The 21,308-nt window shown below is 55.7% G+C and carries 25 protein-coding genes and 1 pseudogene; 18 read left to right on the top strand and 8 right to left on the bottom strand.

What is annotated here, in order from left to right; genetic code table 11:
- The first annotated feature begins 162 nt into the window (after positions 1 to 162).
- The 3 genes from IPP88_13750 to IPP88_13740 all read left to right on the top strand — a co-directional run bounded on the left by IPP88_13750 (position 163) and on the right by IPP88_13740 (position 2,012).
- A complete protein-coding gene (locus IPP88_13750) occupies positions 163 to 456 on the top strand; it encodes a hypothetical protein (protein ID MBL0123737.1) in 294 nt (97 codons plus the stop codon).
- Positions 450 to 929 (top strand): hypothetical protein, encoded by a 480-nt coding sequence (locus tag IPP88_13745; protein ID MBL0123736.1) that lies wholly within the window; start codon positions 450 to 452, stop codon positions 927 to 929. Before IPP88_13750 ends, IPP88_13745 begins: the two co-directional genes overlap by 7 nt.
- Before the next feature lie 225 nt (positions 930 to 1,154).
- Positions 1,155 to 2,012 carry an amidohydrolase gene (locus IPP88_13740; protein ID MBL0123735.1) on the top strand — a complete coding sequence of 286 codons (858 nt, stop codon included), beginning with the start codon at positions 1,155 to 1,157 and terminating at the stop codon, positions 2,010 to 2,012.
- A gap of 127 nt (positions 2,013 to 2,139) precedes the next feature.
- Here the strand turns inward: IPP88_13740 and IPP88_13735 are convergent, their stop codons facing one another.
- The 3 genes and pseudogenes from IPP88_13735 to IPP88_13725 form a co-directional block, all read right to left on the bottom strand.
- Entirely contained in the window at positions 2,140 to 2,721 is a 582-nt protein-coding gene (locus tag IPP88_13735) for a pyridoxamine 5'-phosphate oxidase family protein (protein MBL0123734.1), read from the bottom strand.
- A gap of 183 nt (positions 2,722 to 2,904) precedes the next feature.
- Positions 2,905 to 3,783, bottom strand: a pseudogene (locus IPP88_13730) (IS630 family transposase).
- A 4-nt stretch (positions 3,784 to 3,787) separates the two neighbouring features.
- Positions 3,788 to 4,030, bottom strand: coding sequence for a hypothetical protein (locus tag IPP88_13725; protein MBL0123733.1), 243 nt, complete (start codon positions 4,028 to 4,030; stop codon positions 3,788 to 3,790).
- 152 nt (positions 4,031 to 4,182) lie between these two features.
- On the opposite strand from IPP88_13725, the gene IPP88_13720 reads away from it, so the two are divergent.
- The 7 genes from IPP88_13720 to IPP88_13690 all read left to right on the top strand — a co-directional run bounded on the left by IPP88_13720 (position 4,183) and on the right by IPP88_13690 (position 8,558).
- Positions 4,183 to 4,488: a DUF1330 domain-containing protein gene (locus IPP88_13720; GenBank protein ID MBL0123732.1), complete on the top strand. Its 306-nt coding sequence runs from the start codon at positions 4,183 to 4,185 to the stop codon at positions 4,486 to 4,488.
- Positions 4,481 to 4,618 (top strand): VOC family protein, encoded by a 138-nt coding sequence (locus IPP88_13715; protein ID MBL0123731.1) that lies wholly within the window; start codon positions 4,481 to 4,483, stop codon positions 4,616 to 4,618. The genes IPP88_13720 and IPP88_13715 overlap by 8 nt, the downstream gene beginning before the upstream one ends.
- Before the next feature lie 57 nt (positions 4,619 to 4,675).
- Positions 4,676 to 4,945 (top strand): hypothetical protein, encoded by a 270-nt coding sequence (locus IPP88_13710; protein ID MBL0123730.1) that lies wholly within the window; start codon positions 4,676 to 4,678, stop codon positions 4,943 to 4,945.
- Positions 4,942 to 6,024, top strand: a complete 1,083-nt coding sequence (locus IPP88_13705; GenBank protein MBL0123729.1) for an NADP-dependent oxidoreductase — start codon at positions 4,942 to 4,944, stop codon at positions 6,022 to 6,024. The genes IPP88_13710 and IPP88_13705 overlap by 4 nt, the downstream gene beginning before the upstream one ends.
- Before the next feature lie 32 nt (positions 6,025 to 6,056).
- On the top strand, positions 6,057 to 6,464 hold the full coding sequence (locus IPP88_13700) for a VOC family protein (GenBank protein MBL0123728.1): 408 nt from the start codon (positions 6,057 to 6,059) through the stop codon (positions 6,462 to 6,464).
- A gap of 41 nt (positions 6,465 to 6,505) precedes the next feature.
- Complete coding sequence (locus IPP88_13695) at positions 6,506 to 7,780, top strand: MFS transporter (protein MBL0123727.1); 1,275 nt, start codon at positions 6,506 to 6,508, stop codon at positions 7,778 to 7,780.
- 184 nt (positions 7,781 to 7,964) lie between these two features.
- Positions 7,965 to 8,558, top strand: coding sequence for a VOC family protein (locus IPP88_13690; protein ID MBL0123726.1), 594 nt, complete (start codon positions 7,965 to 7,967; stop codon positions 8,556 to 8,558).
- A gap of 66 nt (positions 8,559 to 8,624) precedes the next feature.
- Here IPP88_13690 and IPP88_13685 read toward each other — a convergent pair whose 3' ends face one another.
- Positions 8,625 to 8,981 (bottom strand): PaaI family thioesterase, encoded by a 357-nt coding sequence (locus IPP88_13685; GenBank protein MBL0123725.1) that lies wholly within the window; start codon positions 8,979 to 8,981, stop codon positions 8,625 to 8,627.
- A gap of 553 nt (positions 8,982 to 9,534) precedes the next feature.
- Here IPP88_13685 and IPP88_13680 point away from each other — a divergent pair.
- The 8 genes from IPP88_13680 (at position 9,535) to IPP88_13645 (ending at position 18,424) form a co-directional block, all read left to right on the top strand.
- The gene (locus IPP88_13680) at positions 9,535 to 10,218 is read left to right on the top strand and encodes a hypothetical protein (protein MBL0123724.1); all 684 of its coding nucleotides are present in this window, start codon (positions 9,535 to 9,537) and stop codon (positions 10,216 to 10,218) included.
- Between the two features lie 681 nt (positions 10,219 to 10,899).
- Complete coding sequence (locus IPP88_13675; protein MBL0123723.1) at positions 10,900 to 13,857, top strand: molybdopterin-dependent oxidoreductase; 2,958 nt, start codon at positions 10,900 to 10,902, stop codon at positions 13,855 to 13,857.
- Positions 13,857 to 14,735 (top strand): oxidoreductase, encoded by an 879-nt coding sequence (locus IPP88_13670; GenBank protein MBL0123722.1) that lies wholly within the window; start codon positions 13,857 to 13,859, stop codon positions 14,733 to 14,735. The genes IPP88_13675 and IPP88_13670 overlap by 1 nt, the downstream gene beginning before the upstream one ends.
- Before the next feature lie 357 nt (positions 14,736 to 15,092).
- Positions 15,093 to 15,491: a transposase gene (locus IPP88_13665; protein MBL0123721.1), complete on the top strand. Its 399-nt coding sequence runs from the start codon at positions 15,093 to 15,095 to the stop codon at positions 15,489 to 15,491.
- Complete coding sequence (tnpB, locus tag IPP88_13660; protein MBL0123720.1) at positions 15,488 to 15,835, top strand: IS66 family insertion sequence element accessory protein TnpB; 348 nt, start codon at positions 15,488 to 15,490, stop codon at positions 15,833 to 15,835. The genes IPP88_13665 and tnpB overlap by 4 nt, the downstream gene beginning before the upstream one ends.
- 65 nt (positions 15,836 to 15,900) lie before the next feature.
- Positions 15,901 to 17,481, top strand: a complete 1,581-nt coding sequence (locus IPP88_13655) for an IS66 family transposase (protein ID MBL0123719.1) — start codon at positions 15,901 to 15,903, stop codon at positions 17,479 to 17,481.
- Complete coding sequence (locus IPP88_13650) at positions 17,433 to 17,771, top strand: hypothetical protein (protein MBL0123718.1); 339 nt, start codon at positions 17,433 to 17,435, stop codon at positions 17,769 to 17,771. Before IPP88_13655 ends, IPP88_13650 begins: the two co-directional genes overlap by 49 nt.
- A 53-nt stretch (positions 17,772 to 17,824) precedes the next feature.
- A complete protein-coding gene (locus tag IPP88_13645) occupies positions 17,825 to 18,424 on the top strand; it encodes a plasmid pRiA4b ORF-3 family protein (protein MBL0123717.1) in 600 nt (199 codons plus the stop codon).
- A 9-nt stretch (positions 18,425 to 18,433) separates the two neighbouring features.
- Here IPP88_13645 and IPP88_13640 read toward each other — a convergent pair whose 3' ends face one another.
- The 4 genes from IPP88_13640 to IPP88_13625 all read right to left on the bottom strand — a co-directional run bounded on the left by IPP88_13640 (position 18,434) and on the right by IPP88_13625 (position 21,303).
- A complete protein-coding gene (locus IPP88_13640; protein ID MBL0123716.1) occupies positions 18,434 to 18,571 on the bottom strand; it encodes a hypothetical protein in 138 nt (45 codons plus the stop codon).
- A gap of 176 nt (positions 18,572 to 18,747) precedes the next feature.
- Positions 18,748 to 19,671, bottom strand: coding sequence for a polysaccharide deacetylase family protein (locus IPP88_13635; protein MBL0123715.1), 924 nt, complete (start codon positions 19,669 to 19,671; stop codon positions 18,748 to 18,750).
- Positions 19,672 to 19,673: 2 nt separating this feature from the next.
- The gene (locus tag IPP88_13630) at positions 19,674 to 20,603 is read right to left on the bottom strand and encodes a polysaccharide deacetylase family protein (protein ID MBL0123714.1); all 930 of its coding nucleotides are present in this window, start codon (positions 20,601 to 20,603) and stop codon (positions 19,674 to 19,676) included.
- Positions 20,604 to 20,622: 19 nt separating this feature from the next.
- Positions 20,623 to 21,303, bottom strand: a complete 681-nt coding sequence (locus IPP88_13625; GenBank protein ID MBL0123713.1) for an isochorismatase family protein — start codon at positions 21,301 to 21,303, stop codon at positions 20,623 to 20,625.
- Positions 21,304 to 21,308 lie beyond the last annotated feature (5 nt).

The following is a 21,308-nucleotide window of genomic DNA, read 5'->3' as shown; positions in this document are numbered from 1 at the left end:
GCACTTGGACGAAGGGTCATATTGACCAACACATTTCGTCGTACGCAACATGCATGAAACGGAATTGATGCTGATGAAACACATTCGAAACACATCTGCGTCGCGAGATTACTCCTTCGTGTTCCCGCCAGACGTTCCAACATAATCCGTGCCAAGGGCGATTTGAAGTCGTTTGGCGCTCGTGGCACGATTTCTGCTCATTCTGTTGTTGATATGTTGCGCTTCTTCCTCAATCTGCCTTGTTTGTTTGTCAAAACGCTGGCCTTCAATCAGGGACTCCCTTCAAGTCGTTTACGTATCGTCGTGCTGTACCCTGCGGTCAGTAAGACGGAAATGATGTCGCGAAATCCATTGGACGTGCCTAAGCAACCGGTGACGGTCGAGAAGCGCCCGGGCGCAGGCGATAACACCTGCTTGGCGTTGGTAATATCTCGCCTGATCGCGGCGATATGCTAGGCAATGCCATCATTAGTTTCACCATCAACCACCACCTGAACGAGCGTTTGCCGGAAGACCCTTTCAGGGGGCTGACACAAGTCTCGATGACCGGCTTTGTGCCAAACTTCATCGTCGTTCACGCCTACCTTCTAGCCCACCGCATCGCCGAAGTGGTCGAACGAAACCGGAGGAAACCGCCTGCCATATCGCCACCGGATCCTGGCACCATATCGCCCCTGAGAGGCGATGCCCCCAAAGCCGGCGTCGGTATTACAATGACCGCGCGCCGCAAGGGCGACATCCGAGTCTTGCCAGATGTAATTGGCAGCCAGGTTCATGTGAGAACGCGTAGTCTTTCAGTGATGCTGCCGCACGTGCCTATGGGCGAACTAAGGCCGATTGCTGCGACAACCGCACAACGTGCAGTGCTGTTGCCCGAGGTGTACATACCGGACGTGGAGGAATTCAAGTACATCGATATCCGCGTGTGATTCACATTGTGCGATGGATCTGGCGTACCCGATGAGACATTTAAGCGCTTGATCCGCGAGGTCGTTCACGCGCTCAATGCGCCGGGATTTCGGCTGCTACTATGTGCCATCAAAGTTGAGCCTGCGTTGACATCGCTGGAGCAAATTGGGACCTTCATGCTTTCGCAATACGAAAGTAGGAGGCAGATCAAGAAGAGGGCTGGCATCATTTGGGACTAAGAAATCATGAAATATGACATTCTGGCGATCGATGCGGTTGTCAATATCTGGACCGCTGAAGCGCTAGCCAATCGGCCATCACGCAAAAAATTCTATGTGGACAAGATGCATGTCGGTCAGGGCACCTTTGACGGGGTAAGCCTTGAGGAGATGATTGCCCGCATGGATGCTGCGGGCATTGAGCGCTCGCTGCTAATCGCAGCGAAGGTCGGTGTTAAACACCACCCGGCCTGCTATCAGGTGCCTTACTCGATGGTGGCCGACGCCCTGCAGAAGTACCCAAAGCGTTTTTCCGGACTTGCCGGCATCGACCCGACAGAAGGTATGGCCGGCGTGCGCGAATTGGAAAGGGCGGTGCGTGAATATGGATTCATCGGTGCGCATAGCTATCCTCACTGGTTCGAGCTTGCACCCGACCACGCGAGGTACTACCCGTTCTACGCAAAGTGTGTCGAGCTGAACATTCCAATCCAACTGCAGGTTGGTCAGTCGATGGTGTATGACGCGAGTTATCCGCGCCGCAGCGTCGGGCGGCCTATCTGCCTGGATTCAGTCGCATGCGATTTCCCGGATCTCACGCTGATCGGTATCCACGTAGGCATTCCATGGGCCGACGAGATGATCGCGATGTCTTGGAAACACGCGAACGTTTATATTGGCTGCGATGCACACCGGCCCACTTATTGGCCGGAATCATTCGTCAAATACATCAACAGCTTCGGACAAGACAAGGTCCTCTTTGGAACTGACTTCCCGGTACTGCCGTTCGAGCAAACGCGCATCGACATCGAAGCCCTAGGCCTGAAGCCGACCGTGCTACGCAAACTGCTGCGCGATAACGCGACGCGTGTTTACCGGCTATGAGTGCGCTGCATTACCAACGTAAGCGCTGAAACCTGTGGCGTTATGCAGATTGCAAAAAAGCAGTTTTCTTGTACTTGGTGCAGATAACTCGCGGCTTGTCGCGAAATTATCCGTGGTCGGGGAGACCCTAATCGCCTGCGTGTCCTCGTCCCGCAAACACACCGTCTGTGATCGTCAATCCAGGCAAGCCCTCAATACTCGCGGCGCTGTACTTTGCAATAGACGCATTCAATTCGTTGGAGGTTTTGGCGGCAACGTAGCGGGGAAGCGTGTCACGTTGTTTCTTGAAATCGTATAGTGGGACGCCGAATCCGCACGCGTCCTGGATTCGCGTGATGGCAATGCGCACGATAGCGCGACAGACCGGTGGCTCTGGAAAATGCTGAAGCAGCTCAAGGAATTGGTTCTCATGTGCCGCCACGACTGTTCCCCGACCATAGAACCGGTATATCTTTGGAGGACCTTCAAAGGCGCACATCATCAGCACGATCCTGCCATTTTCTTTTATGTGCGCTACTGTCTCGATTCCGCTTCCGCCTATGTCGACATAGGCAAGTTCGCGCGAGCCGAGAATCTGGAGCGTATCCAGGCCCTTTGGAGAGCAGTTGATTAGTTCACCCTTAAGCGGGGCGGTTGCGACAAAGAACATTTTCTGCCGGCGAATCCAAGCCGCAAGTTCAGCGTCAATTTCTGTATATGTTTTGCCCATTTACTCTCCGCGCCACGACTGGTCAATTCAAATGCCTTGGTAGAAGTGTTTCCTTTTGCAAGCGCTCTCACCTATCAGCCAGCACTATTCAGTGCGGTCGAACTTGCCTGACCACCAAAGAATCCACTTCTGATGGTTCTCAAAACACTCTACCCATTTTATCGCGGTGCACAACGGCTGTCGCTAGTGTAGTGCTTCATTCTGTTTGGAACTTAAGTTGCGATTGGCGCGGATGACCTTGGCGAGGATGTCATTGGCCTTGGCGGTCCATACGAAGGGCTTGGGATTTTTGTTATGCACCGCGATGTACTCTTTGATGGCTTTGATCAGTTCGGGGACGCTGCGGAATACGCCGTTGCGCAGGCGCGTGGTCGTTATGTCGCGAAAGAACCGCTCGACCATGTTGAGCCAAGACGCCGAGGTGGGGGTGAAATGAACTTGGAATCGAGGGTGCTTGGCGATCCACTCCTTGACCTTCGGATGCTTGTGGGTCGCGTAGTTATCGCAGATCAGATGAAGCGCCAGGTGTTGCGGCGTTTCACGGTCGATTTGGCGCAGGAAGTCGAGCCATTCGATATGGCGGTGGCGCTGCGCGCAACGGGAGATGACCGCGCCGTCGAGCATGCTCATGGCGGCAAACAGCGTGGTGGTGCCGTTGCGCTTGTAGTCGTGCGTCATGGTGGCGGCGCGTCCGGGCTTCATCGGCAGGCCGGGCTGGGTGCGGTCGAGCGCTTGTATCTGGCTCTTCTCGTCGCAGCACAGCACCAGCGCGTGCTCGGGCGGGGCCATGTACAGGCCTACGATGTCTTCGAGCTTCTCGGCGAACTTCGGATCGCGCGACACCTTGAATTGCTTTGTGCGGTGCGGCTTCAAACCGAGCGACTTCCAAATGCGCTGAATGGTGGTGTCGCTCACCCCGGCCACCGCCGCCAGCGTGCGCGTGCTCCACTGCGTCGCCACTTCAGGGCTGGTCTGCGTGGTCAAGCGCACGATCTCGGCCGGATCGGCTTTGGGCTTGCGCCCGCCGCGCGGCAAGTCTTGCTCGATGGCCTCGACACGCCCGTCCTCACCTTGAGCTAGCGCAGCGCGCAGCCTTCAAGACGCTCTTCCTGACGCACATCCAGATCGGCAACACATCAAACCGGTATCCGCATTCGGAAGAGCTGATGTTCTCGGCTTTCTTGTGACGAACCACGGCGGCCTTGAATTCGAGGGTAAATACGTGCCGCTTCATTTGCTCTTTCATGACGTCTTCGAGTACGCTATTCTTCTTGTCTGATTTGATCAGTTTCGCTTTCGTTGGGTGCACAACGAAAAGGTTTCAGGATCAAAGTTCTCTTGCGCGTATTGGAGGTGCCGAGTGGATGATCTGCCCTTTCCCGCCCCAACTTGTTGGTCACTGTGAATTTCATCCAGACATGTTCCGTCATACGAAAACATTGCATTGAAGGAGATCAACAAGTGCCTGCCTACATGATCGTTACCGCCAAAATAAAGGATCGCGACGCCTTTATTGCTGGATATGGCGTCGTTGCCGGTGCTCTCGTAGAAAAGTTTGGTGGAAGATATGTGCTTAGAGGGCCGGGCGCTGAACTGCTCGAGGGCTCGTTTGGTGATGGCGCATCAATGGTCATTTCCGAATGGCCCGATAAGGCGACAATTCTCGCTTTCTGGAATTCGACTGAATATCAAGAGGCAAAAAAGCTGCGCGCGAGCGTCGCTGATTGTCAGGTATTGGTGATTGAGGCACCAAAGATCAATGGTTGATATCGTTAAACGTACGACGCTGATGGTCCGCGACGCCGATGCTGCGGCGCGTTGGTATGAGACCGTGTTTGGGATGACCCGCTGGATGTATGTTCCATTCACACTTTCGGGTACTCAGCTTGCAGCCTGAAAAAAAGGTGATAAAACGCGCCTCGTTATCATGAAGGCAGCGGATGACGTAATCGGAATGATCGGCCTGCTTGAATGGATTGATCCCAAACAAGATATGCCTGCCGAAATCCCAACGCGAGTCGCGTTTGGCGCGCCAATCTTCGTGGTCGCAGCACAAGACTGCCGCTTGACGACCGAACGGGCGCGGGCCGCAGGATCCTACGTCCATTGTGAGCCGCATGATTGGATGGTCACGGGAGAGAACGGGAAGCCCAAGGCGCTGGTTGGGGCTAGTTTCTTCGATCTTGACGGCTATTTTTTCGAAGTGAATCAGATCGTCGCGTGAGTTACCTCAACGGTTTTGATGCCTTGGCTCGCGGCAAGGTGATCAATGACGACAGTAATTTTCAGTGGCGAGTTTCGCGACAGCCTGGTGGCGCACTCAGTCCTGATGACTTCGCGTGGGTCGAGGGAGCCATACCCGAACCTGCGCCAGGTGAAGTGCTACTTAAGACACGCTATCTCGGTCTAGCGCCCGTGATGCGCATGTACATGCAGGGAACAGGCGCAGCGGGAGAAACCGTTTTGAAGCCGGGTGATGTGATCCACGGGCGCGGAGTTGCGCAAATTGTGAAGTCGCGGCATCCCGAGTGGCGAGAAGGAGAAGTGGTACAGGGGCAAATCGGTTGGCAGTCATTCAAAGCGTCCGCGATGACACCCGCAGAAAAAATGTTTCGGGTACCCAATGTGGGTCTGCCGGCGATGTTTTCATGTAAGACGCTGGGGATGACTGGCCTTTCTGCCCATGCGGGGCTTTTTGCATGTGGCGAACCGCAGCGCGGTGAGACACTGGTGTTGTCTGGTGCGGCGGGCGGGGTCGGGTCCATCGTCAGCCAACTTGCTGCGAATATCGCTGGGTGCCAAGTAATCGGTATCGCGGGTGGCCCTGAAAAATGCGCGTTGATACAACGGCAGGGTTGTACTGCGGCAATTGATTACAAGGCCGATGATCTGGCCAAGCGGCTCGACGCGTTGTGTCCCAATGGCATAGATTGTTATTTTGACAATGTTGGCGGCGAGACCCTCGCGACCGTCCTCGACCGCCTTGCGATGCACGCGAGGATCGTACTGTGCGGCTCAATCTCCGAATACGCTCGCGAAATACCATTCGGTGTCACCAACTACACGCGGTTGCGAAGCAAAGAGGCGCGTATGCAGGGATTTTTTGTCTACAACCATGTTCACAGATGGGAGGCCGTGATGGCAGAACTCGCTGGCTGGATTCACGATGGGGCTCTTAAGCCCAAGCATGATGTGACAATCGGGTTCGAAAACATGCCCAAAGCACTCGCTCGGCTTTACGCGGGACTCAACCGCGGCGCGGCCATCTGTGACGTCCGTGGCGAGCCAGGGGCATGGTTATGAGCGGTGTTCGGTTTCAGCGAGGCAATTACATTGTGGCCAGTCTTGATCGTGCATTGACGTTTTACCGCGATGTGTTGGGCTTTGACGTGACGTTTGTCCTGCCGCACAATCCCGCGAGCTATTCCTATCCTGTGTTCGACATTCCACGCGACGCGGCGATGAGGTTTTGCGTGCTTTCCACTGCAAGCCAAGAGCGGGTCATGGCGCTAACCGAGATCACCGGTGTCGAGCTCGTTGCCCTGCCACACCCGCGACGTTCCGCGATTGTGCTTGAGATTAAAGATGTGGATAGTGTGATAGCGGGTGCCCGCGCGCTCGGGCTTCAGATCTATGACGAGGAAGTCCTGATTACCAAGGATGGCCGCAAGGGTCGCGAGATCGGGATTGTCGATTTCGACGACAATTTGGTTGTCATTTACAAGATCACCGGGATTGTATAGTGAAAACAAACCAATGGCCCGCGCCTCGCGCCGCGTGGACGATGGTGACGCTTCTCACTATTGCCTATGTTTTTTCGTTCGTTGATCGCTATATTCTCGGTCTGCTAATCGAGCCGATCAAGGCGGACATTCACTTGACCGATGAGCAGATCGGATACCTGATTGGTCCCGCCTTTGCATTGTTCTACGCCACCATGGGATTACCCTTGGGATGGCTTGCCGACCGCAAGCGGCGGACGTGGATTGTCGCGGCAGGTGTGGCCCTCTGGTCGCTGGCAACTGCTGCGTCGGGGTTGGCGCGTGGCTTCTGGCATCTGTTTGCCGCGCGTATGAGCGTTGGCATTGGGGAGGCAACGCTGAACCCATGTGCTATGTCGATGATCGGTGACAGTTTTCCCCCAGAACGGCGCGGCAAGCCAGTTGCGGTTTATTCGACTGCTCTTTCTTTGGGCGCGGGAATTGCCTCATTGATAGGGGCAGTGGTGCTCACATGGGCCAAGACTTCAGAAGGCATCGTCCTGCCGCTGATCGGCGCAGTCAAGCCTTGGCAGTTCGCTTTCATTGTCGTGGGTCTGCCGGGTCTTGTGATCTCGCTCGGGTTCTTGTTCGTCACTGAACCCCCTCGCCAGGGCCCCAGTGCTGATGCTGTACTCGCCCGTTCAGGTTTCGCGGATAGTCTCGGCTATGTTAAGCGCAACGCCGGCGCGTTTATTGGTTTGATCGCGATGATCTGCGTTATGACTATCATCGCCTATAGCCATGGATTTCTGCCAAGCGCGTTTGCCCGTAAGTTTGCGTGGGAGGCGAAAGATTATGCGCTCGTCAATGGCTTTATGACCCTTGCCATCGGCCCGGCGACGGTAGTCGGTATTGGCGTCGCGTGTGACCGTTGGCGGAAGGCTGGTCAGAGTGACGCACCATTTCGCTTGCTCTCAATTGGCTTTGTACTGATGCTGGCTAGCTCGGGCCTTGCACTTCAGATGCCTTCACCCTTGACCGCATTCATCCTGCTAGGTCTCAGTACCGTCGGCATCGCCACGGTATCCGCGACGGGGATCATTTCACTTCTTGATATCACGCCCTCGTCGATTCGCGGACAGGTGGTGGCGCTTTACTACATGGGTCATCAGTACCGCGGGCCTTGGCCTCGGGCCCACATCCGTTGGTTGGCTATCAACTCGCGTATTCGGAGAGGCTCAGTTGCACCTTGCGGTATCAGCCATTCCAGTTGTCACGGCATTGTTCCGCTTTTGCTAATCCCGGCGATTCGTCGACAGTATTTGATACAACTGGAGCGAATGCAGGAAACCACATGATGAATTCAGGTGTGCATTTCGATAGCCGGTAACAATTGAGATACGGTTGCACGAACAGGTTCACGTGCCGCCACCCCGTCAGTCGCGACGATCGACGGGATCGCAAACTCAATTGGCTATTGGCTTGGCTGCCGTCGCAGATATTTCGCTCACTGATCTGTTTTTTCTTTAAGGACTCATGATGATGAATGCCCTTTCGAAGGCCTCAAGCTGTGTCGCGCTGATCGTTGTTGCGCTCTTCAATCGTGTGGCCAGCGCCGAACCGGTCCCGCTGGTGGAACAGATTCCGGTGGACATCCGGCGAACCACGCTTGTGGTGCGCGACATAGACAAGTCGCTGCCGCTATATCGCGACGCGTTGGGCCTGAAGATGATCTACGACCAATTGATCGGTGGTGGTACCGAGAGCGATGGCAAGGCGCGACCGCCGACAATCCGGCTGGTGTTGCTACGGGCCAACGACACTTTCATCGGCGCCCTCGGACTGATGCAGCGTCTGGACCAGCCATCCGCACCCGCGCCAATCCTCTCCAACGGAGGAGTAGGGCAGATGATCATGGTTTTCAATGTCGCGGACCTTAGCACTCGATGGGCCAAGATTGAAGCCACACCGAATATTCGCGTGGAGACTCAGCCCAAGCGAGTCGAATACCCGTCGCCCGATGGCGTCGTGATTCCCGTGATGTTTAGCGCCGTGCGGGACGCCGACGGCAACAAAATCGAACTCAATCAGATTCTTGGTGTGCCCGCTGGTACGGCCACCGCACAACCAAAATAGAGGTCAAATATAGATTTCAGAAAGTGACTGGTCTGCCCGCGCAATAGTTGTATCCACGAGCCGCGGTCAATCGGACTTTGGAACCCCAATGAAAGTCTGAACAACCGTGTCGATTGCGAGCGCGTCCCCGTCGCGTTCGCGACTGATCCTGACCTCAACGAATGCATGGCGCGTGCCAATGTAGTTGACGCGCACGTCAGCGATCAATGCCTCATCCGCCTTGGCGGCGCGCAGGAAACTGACGGACATCTGCGCGGTGGCGAAGTGCCGCTTTCCGCCGCCGAACCAGGTCGCGATGCCGGCGGCGTCGTCGATCATGGCGGCGACGTAGCCGCCGAACACGGTTCCAGCGAGATTGTTGAGCCGTGCGCCGGGAACAAAGCGTAAGCGCGCGGCACCAGTCTCGTCATCGACAGCCAGCACCACGCCACCGAGTGCTTCACGCGTCTAGACAACCCAGCAGCAAGAAGCAGGCCCATTGTGCCGCTGGGGCAATAGTGAGTCCGACAGGGATTGCCAGTGCGGTAAAGCCAAGAAATCCATGCTTCGCCAGCGGCCATCTGAAACACCAGTTGTTCCAGTTTGACGTTCCAACTGTTCCAAAGTACGTGCATAGGATGGAATATTGCCCCACTTGAGTTCCAGCAAGCTCAATTGATCGTGGCATGTAATTTGCTGTTACCGCTGGAGGTAATTTCAACTTATTGAAACTATTCGTCCCGAGAAAAGTTAGCACCGAATTTATTTCCATTTGAGTAAGGTCCAAGTCGGGCCACTATCTATGCAAGAGACGTGCAGTGCATCGCGAGACCAAGCCAGAGATCCTCATGGGAAGAGGGAGCCGACAGGGTCCGTGTGCTGCTTGCCGATATTCCTTTCTTGGCAACCTTGATGCACAAAGTTTCAAAACCCTTGTAAGAGTTGGTAGAGCGCCTGCGTATCTATTTGGCGATCATTGAAACCAAATGAACAGGTTATGACGATGATATTTTATGATTCTCTAAATTTTCTGCATTTACTGTTCTTCGTCTACTGGCTTGGGGGTGACCTCGGAACATACTACGCGTCACGGTTTGTGCGAAATCCAACTCTCACTGTGGACGCACGAGTAACAGCGCTAAAAATAATGGCGGGCGTTGATATGGCGCCGCGAATTTGTATGCCGATAATATTTGCTTTGGGAATACATCTGGGATATCTGGATACAAGTCTGTCGATTCCAAAATGGACTGTAACTCTCGTCTATCTGGTAAGTTTGTTCTGGCTTTGGCTGGTGTTTGCGGTGCATCGGCAGGCTGGCATGTCATCCGCCAACAAACTGGCACAGTTCGACATGGGCTTTCGCGTCGTACTAATCGTCGGCATGGTCGCGGTGGCGCTATATGGTTTTGCTACCGGTGAGATCGTAAGATTCAGTTGGATAGGGTTGAAGCTCCTGATTATGGCGGCGCTTGTCGCTTCCGGATTAATGATAAGAGTCAAGCTGGCGCCTTTTTCACCAGCGTTTTCAGAATTGGTAAGAAACGGGCCATCGGACGCTATCAATCACGCAATCACAGCCTCGCTACGAAAATGCCTGCCCTGGGTGTACCTGATTTGGTTAGGGTTGATCGTCAATGCAGCTATCGGACTTAATATGTACAACATGTTCCGTGGGTAGGTTAGTAATGACCCAATGGGCCTTTCGTTGAGTACTTAACGAAAGCGAAATCATGAGAGCAGGCAAGAAGCAAAAACCCACTGGAAGGCATCAAGAAAGAGCAGTTGAAGCGGCGCGTGCTTACGCTGGAATTCAAGGCACGAGGTCGCGCGGAACAAGAAAGCAGAGAGTCTTTCACGAGCTGCATGCGGACGCAAATTCGATGTGTTGCCCAGGCCAATTCAGAAGTGGGAGAAGCAATACAAAGGGGGCGTTTGACGGAGGCGGCAGGTCGACGCGCGGTCCGTCCGGAACAGGCCGAAATCACTCGTCTACGGGCCGAGCTTTCCCGTGTCAAGATGGACGTGAACAGCCGAAAAAGCGGCAGTGTACTTTGCCAAAGAGAGTTCGTGAAGTACGCGTTTATGCCAGTTGAACTCGTGACCTACACATTGTCGATCGTTTGCCGGGTGCTATACGCCACCCAATTGGGTTTCCACACCTGACGAATCACAAAACCTTCAACGCGCGACCGCGAAAGTGATCGCCTGCACGCTGACATCCGCACGGTGTTTGATGCCCATCGTGGCCGTTGCGGCGCGCCGCGCACAAGAGATAAACAATAGATAAAGCCTAAACCAAGCAACATACGTATGCAACGGCATTCACGACAGACGCCGACAAATGAACTGAGAGGTTTGTATGAAATCTTCAATCATACTTTTTGGGATGGTGCAAGCGCTAAAAGTTGCTGCACGCTTTTACCCCGAATTCGCGGAGCGTCTGAAGCAAAAAAATATCACCGCGCAATTCAAATTAAAGGATAACTCGGACGGTCGCTGGGTAAGATTTGAAAATGGAAAAGTAAAATCGAACGGGGGTATTTGCGAAAATCCGGATTTGTCCATCATTTTTCAGAACAGGGCCGTCGCGGAAGAGTTTTTGACGCCGCCTTTCAACCAATTGGTGCGGATTGACGCGGCGAAAAATTTCAAAGTCTGCTTAGAAGGTTCGGATGAATTGGCAGTATGGTTTATGGCCACGCTTAACCGCATGCAAACGCTTGGATGGAAGAGCGGGACCGACATTGGCGATGGTGTCGTGCGATATACAAGCGGCACGAACGGAGGGCCATTGTTTGTCTATGTCAAGGACGGCAAGATTTTGAGAATCACCCCTGTCGAGTTTGACGAGGAAGATGCACCTTCATGGTCCATAAAAGCGAGGGGTAGGACATTTACGCCTCCTCGTCACACGACGTTGGCCGCCCACGGGATGGCGCAAAAATCCATGGTCTATTCAAAAGACCGTCTTTTGTATCCGATGAAGAGGGTAGATTTTGATCCGAATGGCGAGCGAAATATTCAGAATCGCGGAGTTTCCGAATTTGAGCGTATCTCATGGGATGAAGCACTGGATATCGTTGCCAAAGAAATACAACGCGCCAAGCGCAAAGGCCCTGGAGCAGTTCTGGTTTACCACGGTGGGCATCATCAGTGGGGAAACCTCGGTCATTATCTGAGCGCCTTTAACCGATTCTTCAATCTCATTGGATGTAGCCGGGTTCACAATAACCCCGACAGTTGGGAGGGTTGGTACTGGGGCGCGATGCATCACTGGGGCAACAGCATGCGTCTCGGCGTGCCAGAGTCCTACGGCACGGTTGAAGACTGCTTGAAAGAAGCGGAAATGATGGTTTTTTGGTCCAGCGATCCCGACGCGACCTATGGCTACGAAGGGACCAGAAGACGTGAATGGGCCAAACAGCTTGGCATCAAGATGGTTCATATTGATCCATACCTCAACCATACTGCTGCGCTGCTTGGAGGAAAATGGATAGCGCCCAAGCCAGGCACTGATGCGGCACTTGCTCAGGCACTTTGCTACATCTGGATAACGGAGAATCTGTATGACAAAAAATTTGTAGAAAGCCGAACAACCGGATTCGATGAATGGAAGGATTATGTTCTTGGGAAGACGGACGGAACCCCGAGGACACCTGAGTGGCAAGAAGCAGAAACCGGTGTCCCCGCGCGGGAGGTCAGGGCGCTGGCCAGGGAGTGGGGGCGCAAGAAAACCTATCTCGGCGTAGGCGGCTGGGGTTGCGGAGTGGGCGGTGCCTGTCGCTCGCCAATGGGTGCACAGTGGGCAAGGATGATGACTATCCTTGGCGCAATGCAGGGATTCGGGCAGCCGGGCGTCAATTTCGGCAATCTGCAGTTCGGGGCGCCCCTGGACTTTACTTTCTATTTCCCTGGATATGCTGAAGGCAGCATGTCTGGAGAACTCCAGTACAGTGCAAATGCGGCCAATAACTATCAGCGCATGCCGCATATCGTGACAATGAATTCCGTCAGACAGAGCATTCACCGCATGCAATTGCCCGAGGCGATCTTAAATGGGAAAGCGCTAGGCTACCTAACGGATATCACCTCGGTACAAGGGCAATTCTTCAAGTTCGGTTATCCATCACCCGGACACGCAAAAATCGAGATGATATATCGATACGGGAGTTCCTCATTGGGAACGACGATGGACTCAAATCGCTGGGTAAAAATGTATCAATCGGAGAATTTGCCATTCGTGGTAAACCAGTCGATCTGGAACGAAGGGGAGACGCGTTTTGCGGATATTATTTTGCCCGCGTGCACCACATTTGAACGCTGGGATATAGGTGAGTATTACAACGTAGGCGCCGGTTATGTGCATCATATGTATCAGATGGTAAACCACCGCGTCATTTCAATGCAGCATAAATGCATTGAACCCTTGGGCGAGTCCAAATCCGATTACGAAATCTTTCTTGCATTGATGCAACGCATGGGTATGGGGGCACTCTATTCGGAAGGCGGCAACTCGGAGCTTGACTGGTGTAAGCGCGTCTTTGATTCGTCCGATTTGTCCAAACATATTTCCTGGAAAAAATTCCTGAGAAAAGGTTATTTTGTCGTTCCTGCTCCTGCGGAATCCGCACGAACCCCCACTGCCCTCCGGTGGTTCTACGAAGGCCGGCCCAAGGATGTACCGGAACCCTATCCACTTCCGTCGGAATATGTGAATAATTTTGGTTGCGGCCTGCAAACTCCTTCGGGTAAATACGAGTTTATTCCTGAGACGCTTGGCAGAATTGATGACCCGGAGCGGCCTCCATTAAACAAGTACATGCCGACCTATGAGGATTCGAGTACAGATGAACGACTGAAAGAATATCCTTTGCAGTTGCTGTCGCCACATTCACGATACACATTTCATCTAATGGGTGACGATCGAGGCAGCACCGTAATGGACATCAAAGACCACCGTGTCTTGTTCGACGGCCACTATTATCTGGTAGCCAGAGTTAGCCGGCAGGATGCAGAGCAGCGAGGAATTGAGAATGATGACCTGATTCGCCTTTGGAATAACCGGGGCTCGGTGGTATGTGCAGCGCAAGTAACGGCTCGCCTGAGACCGGGAGTTGTTAGTGCACCTGCATCTTCTGCCCAATACAGGCCAGCGGGTGAGCCGGGCAACTCAACTGATCTGGGGGGGTGCATCAATATGCTATGTCCCAGCAAGCCTTTGACGAAGCAGACCAGCGGTATGGCGCCAAATACAACACTGATTCAGTTTGAAAAATGGTCCGGTGTCGATACCTGGCATCGTTCGGAGGTGAAGTGATGGCCAAGAAATGGAACATGATCGTCGATGTTTCTCGCTGTGATAACTGCCGTAACTGTTTTCTGGCTACAAAAGACGAGCACATTGGGAACGAATTTCCAGATTATGCTGCGCCGCAACCTCTGACAGGGCATCGCTGGGTAGATGTTCAGAAACAGGAGCGCGGTAGCTGGCCAATCGTCGAAGCGAATTTTTTTCCGGTGATGTGCAATCATTGCGATAACGCACCCTGTATCCAAAGTGCCAGAGACGATGCCGTCAGGAAACGTGATGACGGGATCGTCATTATCGATCCGGTAAAATCCAAAGGGCAGAAACAGATTGTTGACGCCTGTCCCTATGGTGCAATTTACTGGAACGAGGAGAAGCACATTCCTCAGGCCTGGATTTTCGATGCACACCTGCTGGATCAGGGGTGGGAAAAGACCCGGATAGAGCAAGTTTGCCCACTTGACGTGTTTGAATCGATCAAGGTCGAAGACGCAGAAATGCGGCGCCTAGCAGAGGAACAGGGCCTGGAGGTATTGCAACCGGACCTTGGTACGAAACCACGCGTGTATTACAAGAGCTTGCACCTGGTTACCAAATGTTTCGTGGCCGGTTCGGTGACGATCGATGTCGATGGCGTCGAGGAGTGTGCCGAAGGCGCCGACGTGGTGCTGAGCCACAATGGCAGTGAGATCTCGCGAGCCACCACGGATATATTCGGCGAATTCAAGATCGATAAGCTGGAAAAGCAAAGCGGTGGGTATGAACTGGCAGTGAGCTTGGGTTTAGCCGATAGCACTCCGGTACAGTTTGATCTCAGCGAAGAAAGTCTCTATCTTGGCCAAATTAAACTCGGGCAGGATGTAGGACTACACGCCGCCCACCGTTAACACCTGCTCAAGTAAGCATCTGATGATTGAGCGTATTAGGGAGTTTGGTGCGCGATGGCTATCGGCCCACTTTCATGATGCCCGCGGGTTGCATTGGCAATGTGTCGGCTGCCATGAGAGCGGGAGTGCGTAAGTTCGACCCCGGCGTAGGTGGTCTGGGTGACGAATTCAACCTGCGTAACCGCAAGGCAAGTGGCATTGATTGCCTTTGTCGAGTTCTCCCGGTAGCGGCCAGGTGACTTGGGCGCCCCGGCAGCGTTTGAGAAGTAAGCGTCATGCCAAGGCCGCATGGACACTGAGTAGATAATTGTCCAAAGTGGTCCCCACCAAATAGTGGTGGGGACCAAAGTGGCGTCAATGAGAGGCAGGGTATCAAGCCGGAAGGGCCGGCCTAACTACCCGCGCGAGTTCAAGCGGAAGTTGGCGGCGGCGGCATGCTCGCCGGATATTTCGGTCGCCAAGCTTGCGCAAGAACACGGCATCAATACCAACTTGCTGTTCAAATGGCGTCGTCACTATCGCGCCGGCCAGTTGGGTGGCACCAGCCCGGATCATCCAGTGCTGCTGCCGGTGACGATCCACGCCCCAGGCGAAGTCCGGCCGCGCCGGGAAGCGCATTCAAACAAACGCGCGGTGATTGACGCGGCCTCGGCGCACATCGAAATCGACATTGCCGGTGCGACCATACGACTGCGCGGCGCCGTCGATGCGGCGCAACTACGCCTGGTCCTCGATTGCCTGGGCAAAGCCCGATGATCGGCCTGCCAACCAGCACCCGCATCTGGCTCGCGGCGGGGGTGACCGACTTGCGGCGCGGCATGGACGGCCTGGCGGCCCTGGTGCAAAGCGCGCTTGCAGACAATCCGTTCTCCGGTCACGTCTTCATCTTCCGCGGCAAGCGCGGCGACCTGGTCAAGCTGCTGTGGTGGAGCGGCGACGGCATGAACCTCTACGCCAAGCGGCTCGAGCGCGGCCGCTTTATCTGGCCACAGGCCACATCGGGTAGCGTCTGCCTGTCCGCCGCACAGCTCTCGATGTTGCTCGAAGGCATCGATTGGCGACGACCGGAACGGACCTGGCAACCGAGTCGAGCGGCGTAACTTTTTCGCCGGGAAATGCGCAAAAAGGCATACCCATGTGCATGAGTGTGATATACTTGGCGCTAATGGACGCCAGTCAACCAACAACAACAAACGGCACACTCCCCGACGACGTCGCGACCCTCAAACAGCTGCTGGCCTCGCGCGACGAGATGATCGCCCGATTGATGGCTGAAATTGCCCGACTCAAACGCTGGCAATACGGACGCAAGTCGGAACGCATGAGCGAACTGATGGGGCAGTTGCAACTGGCGCTGGGCGATCTGCCGTTGCCGGCCGCGGCGCCGGCACCGGACGAGCAAGCCGCGACCGTCCCGCTGAACGATTCGACCGAAGACGCTCCCGTGGACGAGCAGAAGGTTCTTGCGTTTCGCCGCAAAGCCCGCCAGTTTCCGGCCCACCTGCCGCGCGAAACCGTGGTGCATGCGCCGTCAAGCTGTGACTGCCCGGACTGCGGCAAGCCAATGCGCCCGTTGGGCGAAGACGTCTCCGAAGTACTCGACTTCCTGCCGAGCTTCTTCAAGGTGATCCGACATGTACGTCCGAAGCTCGCCTGTGGACACTGCGCTAAGGTGGTTCAGCAACCCGCCCCGTCGCGGCCGATTGCGCGCGGCATGGCGGGCCCCGGCCTGCTGGCCCAAGTGGTGGTCGCCAAGTATGCCGACCACTGTCCGCTCTATCGCCAGGCAGGCATCTATCGCCGCTCGGGGGTGGAACTCGACCGCGCCACCCTGGCGGCCTGGGTGGGCGAGGCGGCCACTCTGCTTCATCCTCTGGCCAACGCCATCCGCCGGTATGTGTTGCAAGCCGGCAAGATCCACACCGATGACACCCCAGTCCCGGTGCTCGAGCCGGGGCGCGGCAAGACCCGGACCGCGCGGCTCTGGACTTACGTCCGCGATGACCGGCCGGCCGGCAACCGGGAGCCGCCGGCGGTCTGGTATTGCTACTCGCCGGACCGCAAAGGCGAGCGACCTCGACTGCATTTGCAAGGGTATGCGGGAATTCTGCAGGCCGATGGTTATAGCGGCTACGAGGCGTTGTATGCGGATGGCCGGATCATTGAGGCGGCTTGCTGGGCGCACGTTCGCCGGAAGTTCTACGACCTTCTGCAGTTGGCGCCATCGCCGATTGCGACTGAGGCGATTCGCCGAATCGGGCAACTGTACGCCATCGAGCGCGCCCTCCGCGGCCAGTTGCCGGCCGAGCGGCGTGCGGTGCGCCAGGAACGCTCGGTGCCGCTTGCCGCCGACCTGCGGACTTGGCTCGAGGGCGTACTGCTGCAACTGTCGGCCAAGTCCGGATTGGCCAAGGCGATCCATTACGCGCTGGTGCGCTGGGTCGCGCTGACGCGCTTCTGCGACGATGGTGCCATTGAGATCGACAACAACACCGCCGAGCGGGCGATCCGTCCGCTGGTGATGGGCCGGAAGAATTATCTGTTTCAAGGCTCCGACCGGGGCGGTGAGAGTGCGGCGGCGATCTATACGCTGATCGGCACCGCGCGCCTGAACGATATCGAGCCCTTTGCCTATCTGCGTGCGGTGTTCGAACGCATCGCTGATCACCCGATCAACCGGATTGATGAGTTGCTGCCATGGCGTCTGGACCTGGTTCGAAGCGAAAATCTGCGCGAGGCAGCGTAGCCGGCCTGCCGACGGCCTCGGCGCACGCGGTGACGATTGCCGGCCACACGCATATCGAGGCACTGATCCACGGTGGCGGGCAGATCATGATCGGCACGATGCAGCCGATCCGGCGTGCCGCCGTGGCCCATGATGGCAACAAGACCCTGGCGATGCTCCGCTGCAAGGCCAACGAATCGCTGGCCGCTATCCTGTTGCGGCTCGAGACGGCCATCGCTACCGCCAGGGCCAGCGGACAACGGGTCGACGAGATCAATCGACCTGGCGCCGATCGCACTTACGAGTACTGACAAATTCTGCGGCCATCGGTAGACTCTGGGTCCCCAGACGATCAGGAACGCAAATGGCGACACGCCGTCAATCAAAAAGCGCGCATTACCGGTATCGACTGCACGTGCAACTGGCCGACATTGAGCCGGTGGTCAGGCGCACGATCTGGGTTGAAAGCCAAATGTCGCTGGGGCAATTGCACCATATCCTGCAGGCTGCAATGGGCTGGACGGATTCGCATTTGCATCAGTTCGATATCCAGGGCGTGACCTATTCCGTGCCGCATCCCGACGACGACCCGGGCATGCCTTCGATCGATGAACGTGGCGTTCCGCTCAAGAGCCTTCTGACGCTCAACCTCCAATTCGAATATCTCTACGACTTTGGCGACAGTTGGGTCCATCGGATCATCGTGGATCAGGTAAAAAAACTGGATAAGCCCTATGGCGCGGCCGGCGTGGAAGACGGTGCAGGTGCCTGTCCGCCAGAAGATTCAGGCGGCAGCTATCAGTATCAGGAATTCCTGAACCTGCAAAAAACACATCCGCGCGATGAGGAAGTGATCTCGTTCATGCGTTGGGCCGGGGAAGACTTCGATCCGAATCGCTTCGACCGCCACGCTGCCAACGCCGCACTGCTGCGCATGGCGTGGAATCAATGGGGCTTAAAATAGTGCCCGTCGTCAAGACGGCCACGACATGACGCTTACTTTGAGAATGTCTTGCGCCGTGGACCGGGAACTGTCGCACGCGGCGGCAATCGCGCGTTCCGCGAGATGAAGCTCGTACTTGAGCCTCAGGACTTCCGAAATCTTACGCATGGATAACCTTTCTTGCTCCACCGTCGCCTCCCCGAAATGGGTGGGACGGTAGCAGGGTTATCCCACTCCTCAATGGCCCGGCATCAGCCGGAGTCGTGGACCCGCATGCGGCGGAATCGTGGCCCGACATGCGGCGGAATTCGCGGTCGACAATTGAATTTAGCACAGACACGTGCTCACGGCTGGTTGATGAACGAATCGAGCAATTCACCGGCGCCGACACTCCACACCTCGGACTTCGACATCACATACTCGAGGACCGACTCCAAATGTCGAATGCGATGAGGCTGCCCGAGCACCCACGGGTGGATCGACAGAGAAAGGATTCGTCCACCCTGCTCGCGCGCCTCAGCCAAGAGCATGTCGCAGGCATCCATCGCCTGTATGGCCCAGTCGGCCTCCGAATGCAGGTTCTCCATGATAACGAAGCGATCTTCGATCTCCGTGGAAAGCGGCATTGCCCACAAGTCCCCATGCTTTGTATGGAAGCGATACGGCATGTCGTCGTTGACCCAGTCGCAAAAGTACTCGATACCGTTGGCCTTGAGTAGATCCGGAGTGTGTTCACTTTCGAGCTTGCCCGGACTCAGCCAGCCACGGATATCACTACCGGTCAGCGCGCGCAGTCGATCAAGCGCGCGCTGAACCAATTCGGCTTCGTCCGTTTTGGCCAGGCCGCCCACATGAGGGGTATCCATGCTCCAAGAATGGCCGATGATTTCGTCGCCTCGTTCGACCACCGCGCCCAGAAGCGCCGGATAGCGCTCGGCGAGGTGCGCATTGATCGCAAACGTCGGTTTGATGCCGTAGCGATCGAAAGCATTCAGGAAGCGGTAGATGCCGACTCGATTACCATAGTCGCGCAGCGTATAGTGCCGCAGATCCGGATAGGGCATCGTCATCGAGCCCGGCAGCTTGACCAGCTTGCTCGTTGGATTCATTGGAAAGTGCTGAAGGCTCACGTTGACCCATAGCGCGAGCTTCTTTTCGTCCGGCCAGACAACTGGCTTGCGGGTGGTGAGCATAGACCATTCGTAGCGGTCGTGGTCCATGCCATAGCGACGCATCGGATACTCCATGAAGGTTTGATCGAGTACCATGTTCAGCCTCGCTTGTTCTTCGAAGAGTTTGCGACCGCGATGGCAACTTCACTTTGGTCGTACCCGTTAGCCACATAGTGTTCGGCAATTTCGCGACCAGTAGCGAGCCACACGTCGGAGTGGCCAGTGATATATTCCAGCGCATCTTCAAATGCCTTAAGCCGGTGCGGGCAGCTGACCTGGTAGTTATGTGTTGGGACGCACATCACGGTGCCCGACTCAGCGCCTTCCGCGTACAACCGGTCAAAACTGTCTTTGATCATCTGCCCATAGCGGCGCGGCTCGATCTTATTGACTACGTAAGCGATGGTGTCGTTGAGCTCGAGCGAATATGGCACCGAGACGAATCGCTGTCCGCCGCGCACGTGCACGGGCGTCGGCTGGTCGTCATGGAACAGGTCACAGGTGTAGAGGCCGCCTAGCTCGGCGAACAGGTCAAGCGTGACTTCGCTGTGCGACAAAGCGGGCGCCAGATATCCCGCCGGTTTACGACCGGTGTGCCTCTCGATCACCTCCATCGACTCAAGGATCATCGCGCGCTCCTGTGCTTCGGACATGCCGTAGGTGTAGCGCGTGTTGTAGATTCCGTGAGTGAAGAACTCCCAATCACGCTCCCTGCACAGGGCGATAATTTCGGGGTGATGCGTGCACAGCGCCGTGGAAAGCGAGATCGAGCCGCGGATTTTATACTTGTCGAGTAGTTTCATTTGCCTTACGTGACCGACGCGGTTTCCCCAGTCGCGGATCGAATAACCGGGCACCGAAGGGGTGGGATGCGGCCATGGTGCGCGTTGTGGGTTCTTTGGCGGGTCAATTTCGTAGAACTCGATATTTGGGGCCACCCAAAAGGCGACGCGCGCATCGTTGGGCCAGCGGATCTTCGGCCTGTCGCAGTATGGCCAATACTCGTAGTAGCCCGTGTCTTCTCTCATGCTATTGCTCCCGACAGGTTCACTTTGTGCGGGCATTGATGTTCGTATCAAGCCAATTGAAGGTGTCGGTTACGCTCACCACGTCAGCGTATTTAAGCATCAAGTCGGTCAGGTTAGCGAAGTGGTAGCTCTCGTGCTTATCTGCGACGCATTGCTCCGGAATGATCGTACGATATCCGCGAGAGAGCGAATCGACCGCCGCTGCGCGCACGCAGCCAGAGGTCGAGCCACCGGTAATCACGACCGTATCGCACTGGTGCCAAACCAACAGGGACGGCAGTGGAGTTTCGAAGAATGGAGAAGGCATGCGCTTGCAATAGACGAGATCACTCCCGCGTTTAACGTCACAGCGTTCATCCAGTTCAGCACGACGCGAACCATGCTTGATATTTTGGAGCGAGTCGACTGTGTTGGTGCGCGTGCCCCAGACACCGGCGTCTTCAGCCGATTCGGCGTAGGCAACATGAGTCCATACCACCGGCCAGCCCAGCTCCCGGAATCGCTTCGCGAGTTCGTTCACGTACTCAATTTGGCGCGGATCCGTCTCGTATGCGGTCTTGAACTCCTCAGGACGGGTGTAGGCGTATTGAAAGTCGATATTGACCAACACCGCTTTTTTGCCATATCCGAAGCGTGCGCGATTCGGGTTGGCCTTAACCTCCGTCCAGATTTCGCGCGCGGTTCTATTTGATAGTTCCATTTCGT

The organism is Betaproteobacteria bacterium (assembly GCA_016720925.1).
GTDB lineage: Bacteria > Pseudomonadota > Gammaproteobacteria > Burkholderiales > Usitatibacteraceae > UKL13-2.
Note: the sequence above shows the minus strand (reverse complement) of the source record. Positions and strands in the feature narration are given on the sequence as shown.

Coding starts and splice junctions, on each gene's coding strand:
- IPP88_13745 (MBL0123736.1), top strand. CDS start 450: ATGCTAGGCAATGCCATCATTAGTTTCACCATCAACCACCACCTGAAC.
- IPP88_13740 (MBL0123735.1), top strand. CDS start 1,155: ATGAAATATGACATTCTGGCGATCGATGCGGTTGTCAATATCTGGACC.
- IPP88_13735 (MBL0123734.1), bottom strand. CDS start 2,721: ATGGGCAAAACATATACAGAAATTGACGCTGAACTTGCGGCTTGGATT.
- IPP88_13715 (MBL0123731.1), top strand. CDS start 4,481: ATGGTTGATATCGTTAAACGTACGACGCTGATGGTCCGCGACGCCGAT.
- IPP88_13710 (MBL0123730.1), top strand. CDS start 4,676: ATGATCGGCCTGCTTGAATGGATTGATCCCAAACAAGATATGCCTGCC.
- IPP88_13695 (MBL0123727.1), top strand. CDS start 6,506: ATGGTGACGCTTCTCACTATTGCCTATGTTTTTTCGTTCGTTGATCGC.
- IPP88_13690 (MBL0123726.1), top strand. CDS start 7,965: ATGAATGCCCTTTCGAAGGCCTCAAGCTGTGTCGCGCTGATCGTTGTT.
- IPP88_13680 (MBL0123724.1), top strand. CDS start 9,535: ATGACGATGATATTTTATGATTCTCTAAATTTTCTGCATTTACTGTTC.
- IPP88_13675 (MBL0123723.1), top strand. CDS start 10,900: ATGAAATCTTCAATCATACTTTTTGGGATGGTGCAAGCGCTAAAAGTT.
- IPP88_13670 (MBL0123722.1), top strand. CDS start 13,857: ATGGCCAAGAAATGGAACATGATCGTCGATGTTTCTCGCTGTGATAAC.
- IPP88_13665 (MBL0123721.1), top strand. CDS start 15,093: ATGAGAGGCAGGGTATCAAGCCGGAAGGGCCGGCCTAACTACCCGCGC.
- tnpB (MBL0123720.1), top strand. CDS start 15,488: ATGATCGGCCTGCCAACCAGCACCCGCATCTGGCTCGCGGCGGGGGTG.
- IPP88_13655 (MBL0123719.1), top strand. CDS start 15,901: ATGGACGCCAGTCAACCAACAACAACAAACGGCACACTCCCCGACGAC.
- IPP88_13650 (MBL0123718.1), top strand. CDS start 17,433: ATGGCGTCTGGACCTGGTTCGAAGCGAAAATCTGCGCGAGGCAGCGTA.
- IPP88_13645 (MBL0123717.1), top strand. CDS start 17,825: ATGGCGACACGCCGTCAATCAAAAAGCGCGCATTACCGGTATCGACTG.
- IPP88_13640 (MBL0123716.1), bottom strand. CDS start 18,571: ATGCGTAAGATTTCGGAAGTCCTGAGGCTCAAGTACGAGCTTCATCTC.
- IPP88_13635 (MBL0123715.1), bottom strand. CDS start 19,671: ATGGTACTCGATCAAACCTTCATGGAGTATCCGATGCGTCGCTATGGC.
- IPP88_13630 (MBL0123714.1), bottom strand. CDS start 20,603: ATGAGAGAAGACACGGGCTACTACGAGTATTGGCCATACTGCGACAGG.
- IPP88_13625 (MBL0123713.1), bottom strand. CDS start 21,303: ATGGAACTATCAAATAGAACCGCGCGCGAAATCTGGACGGAGGTTAAG.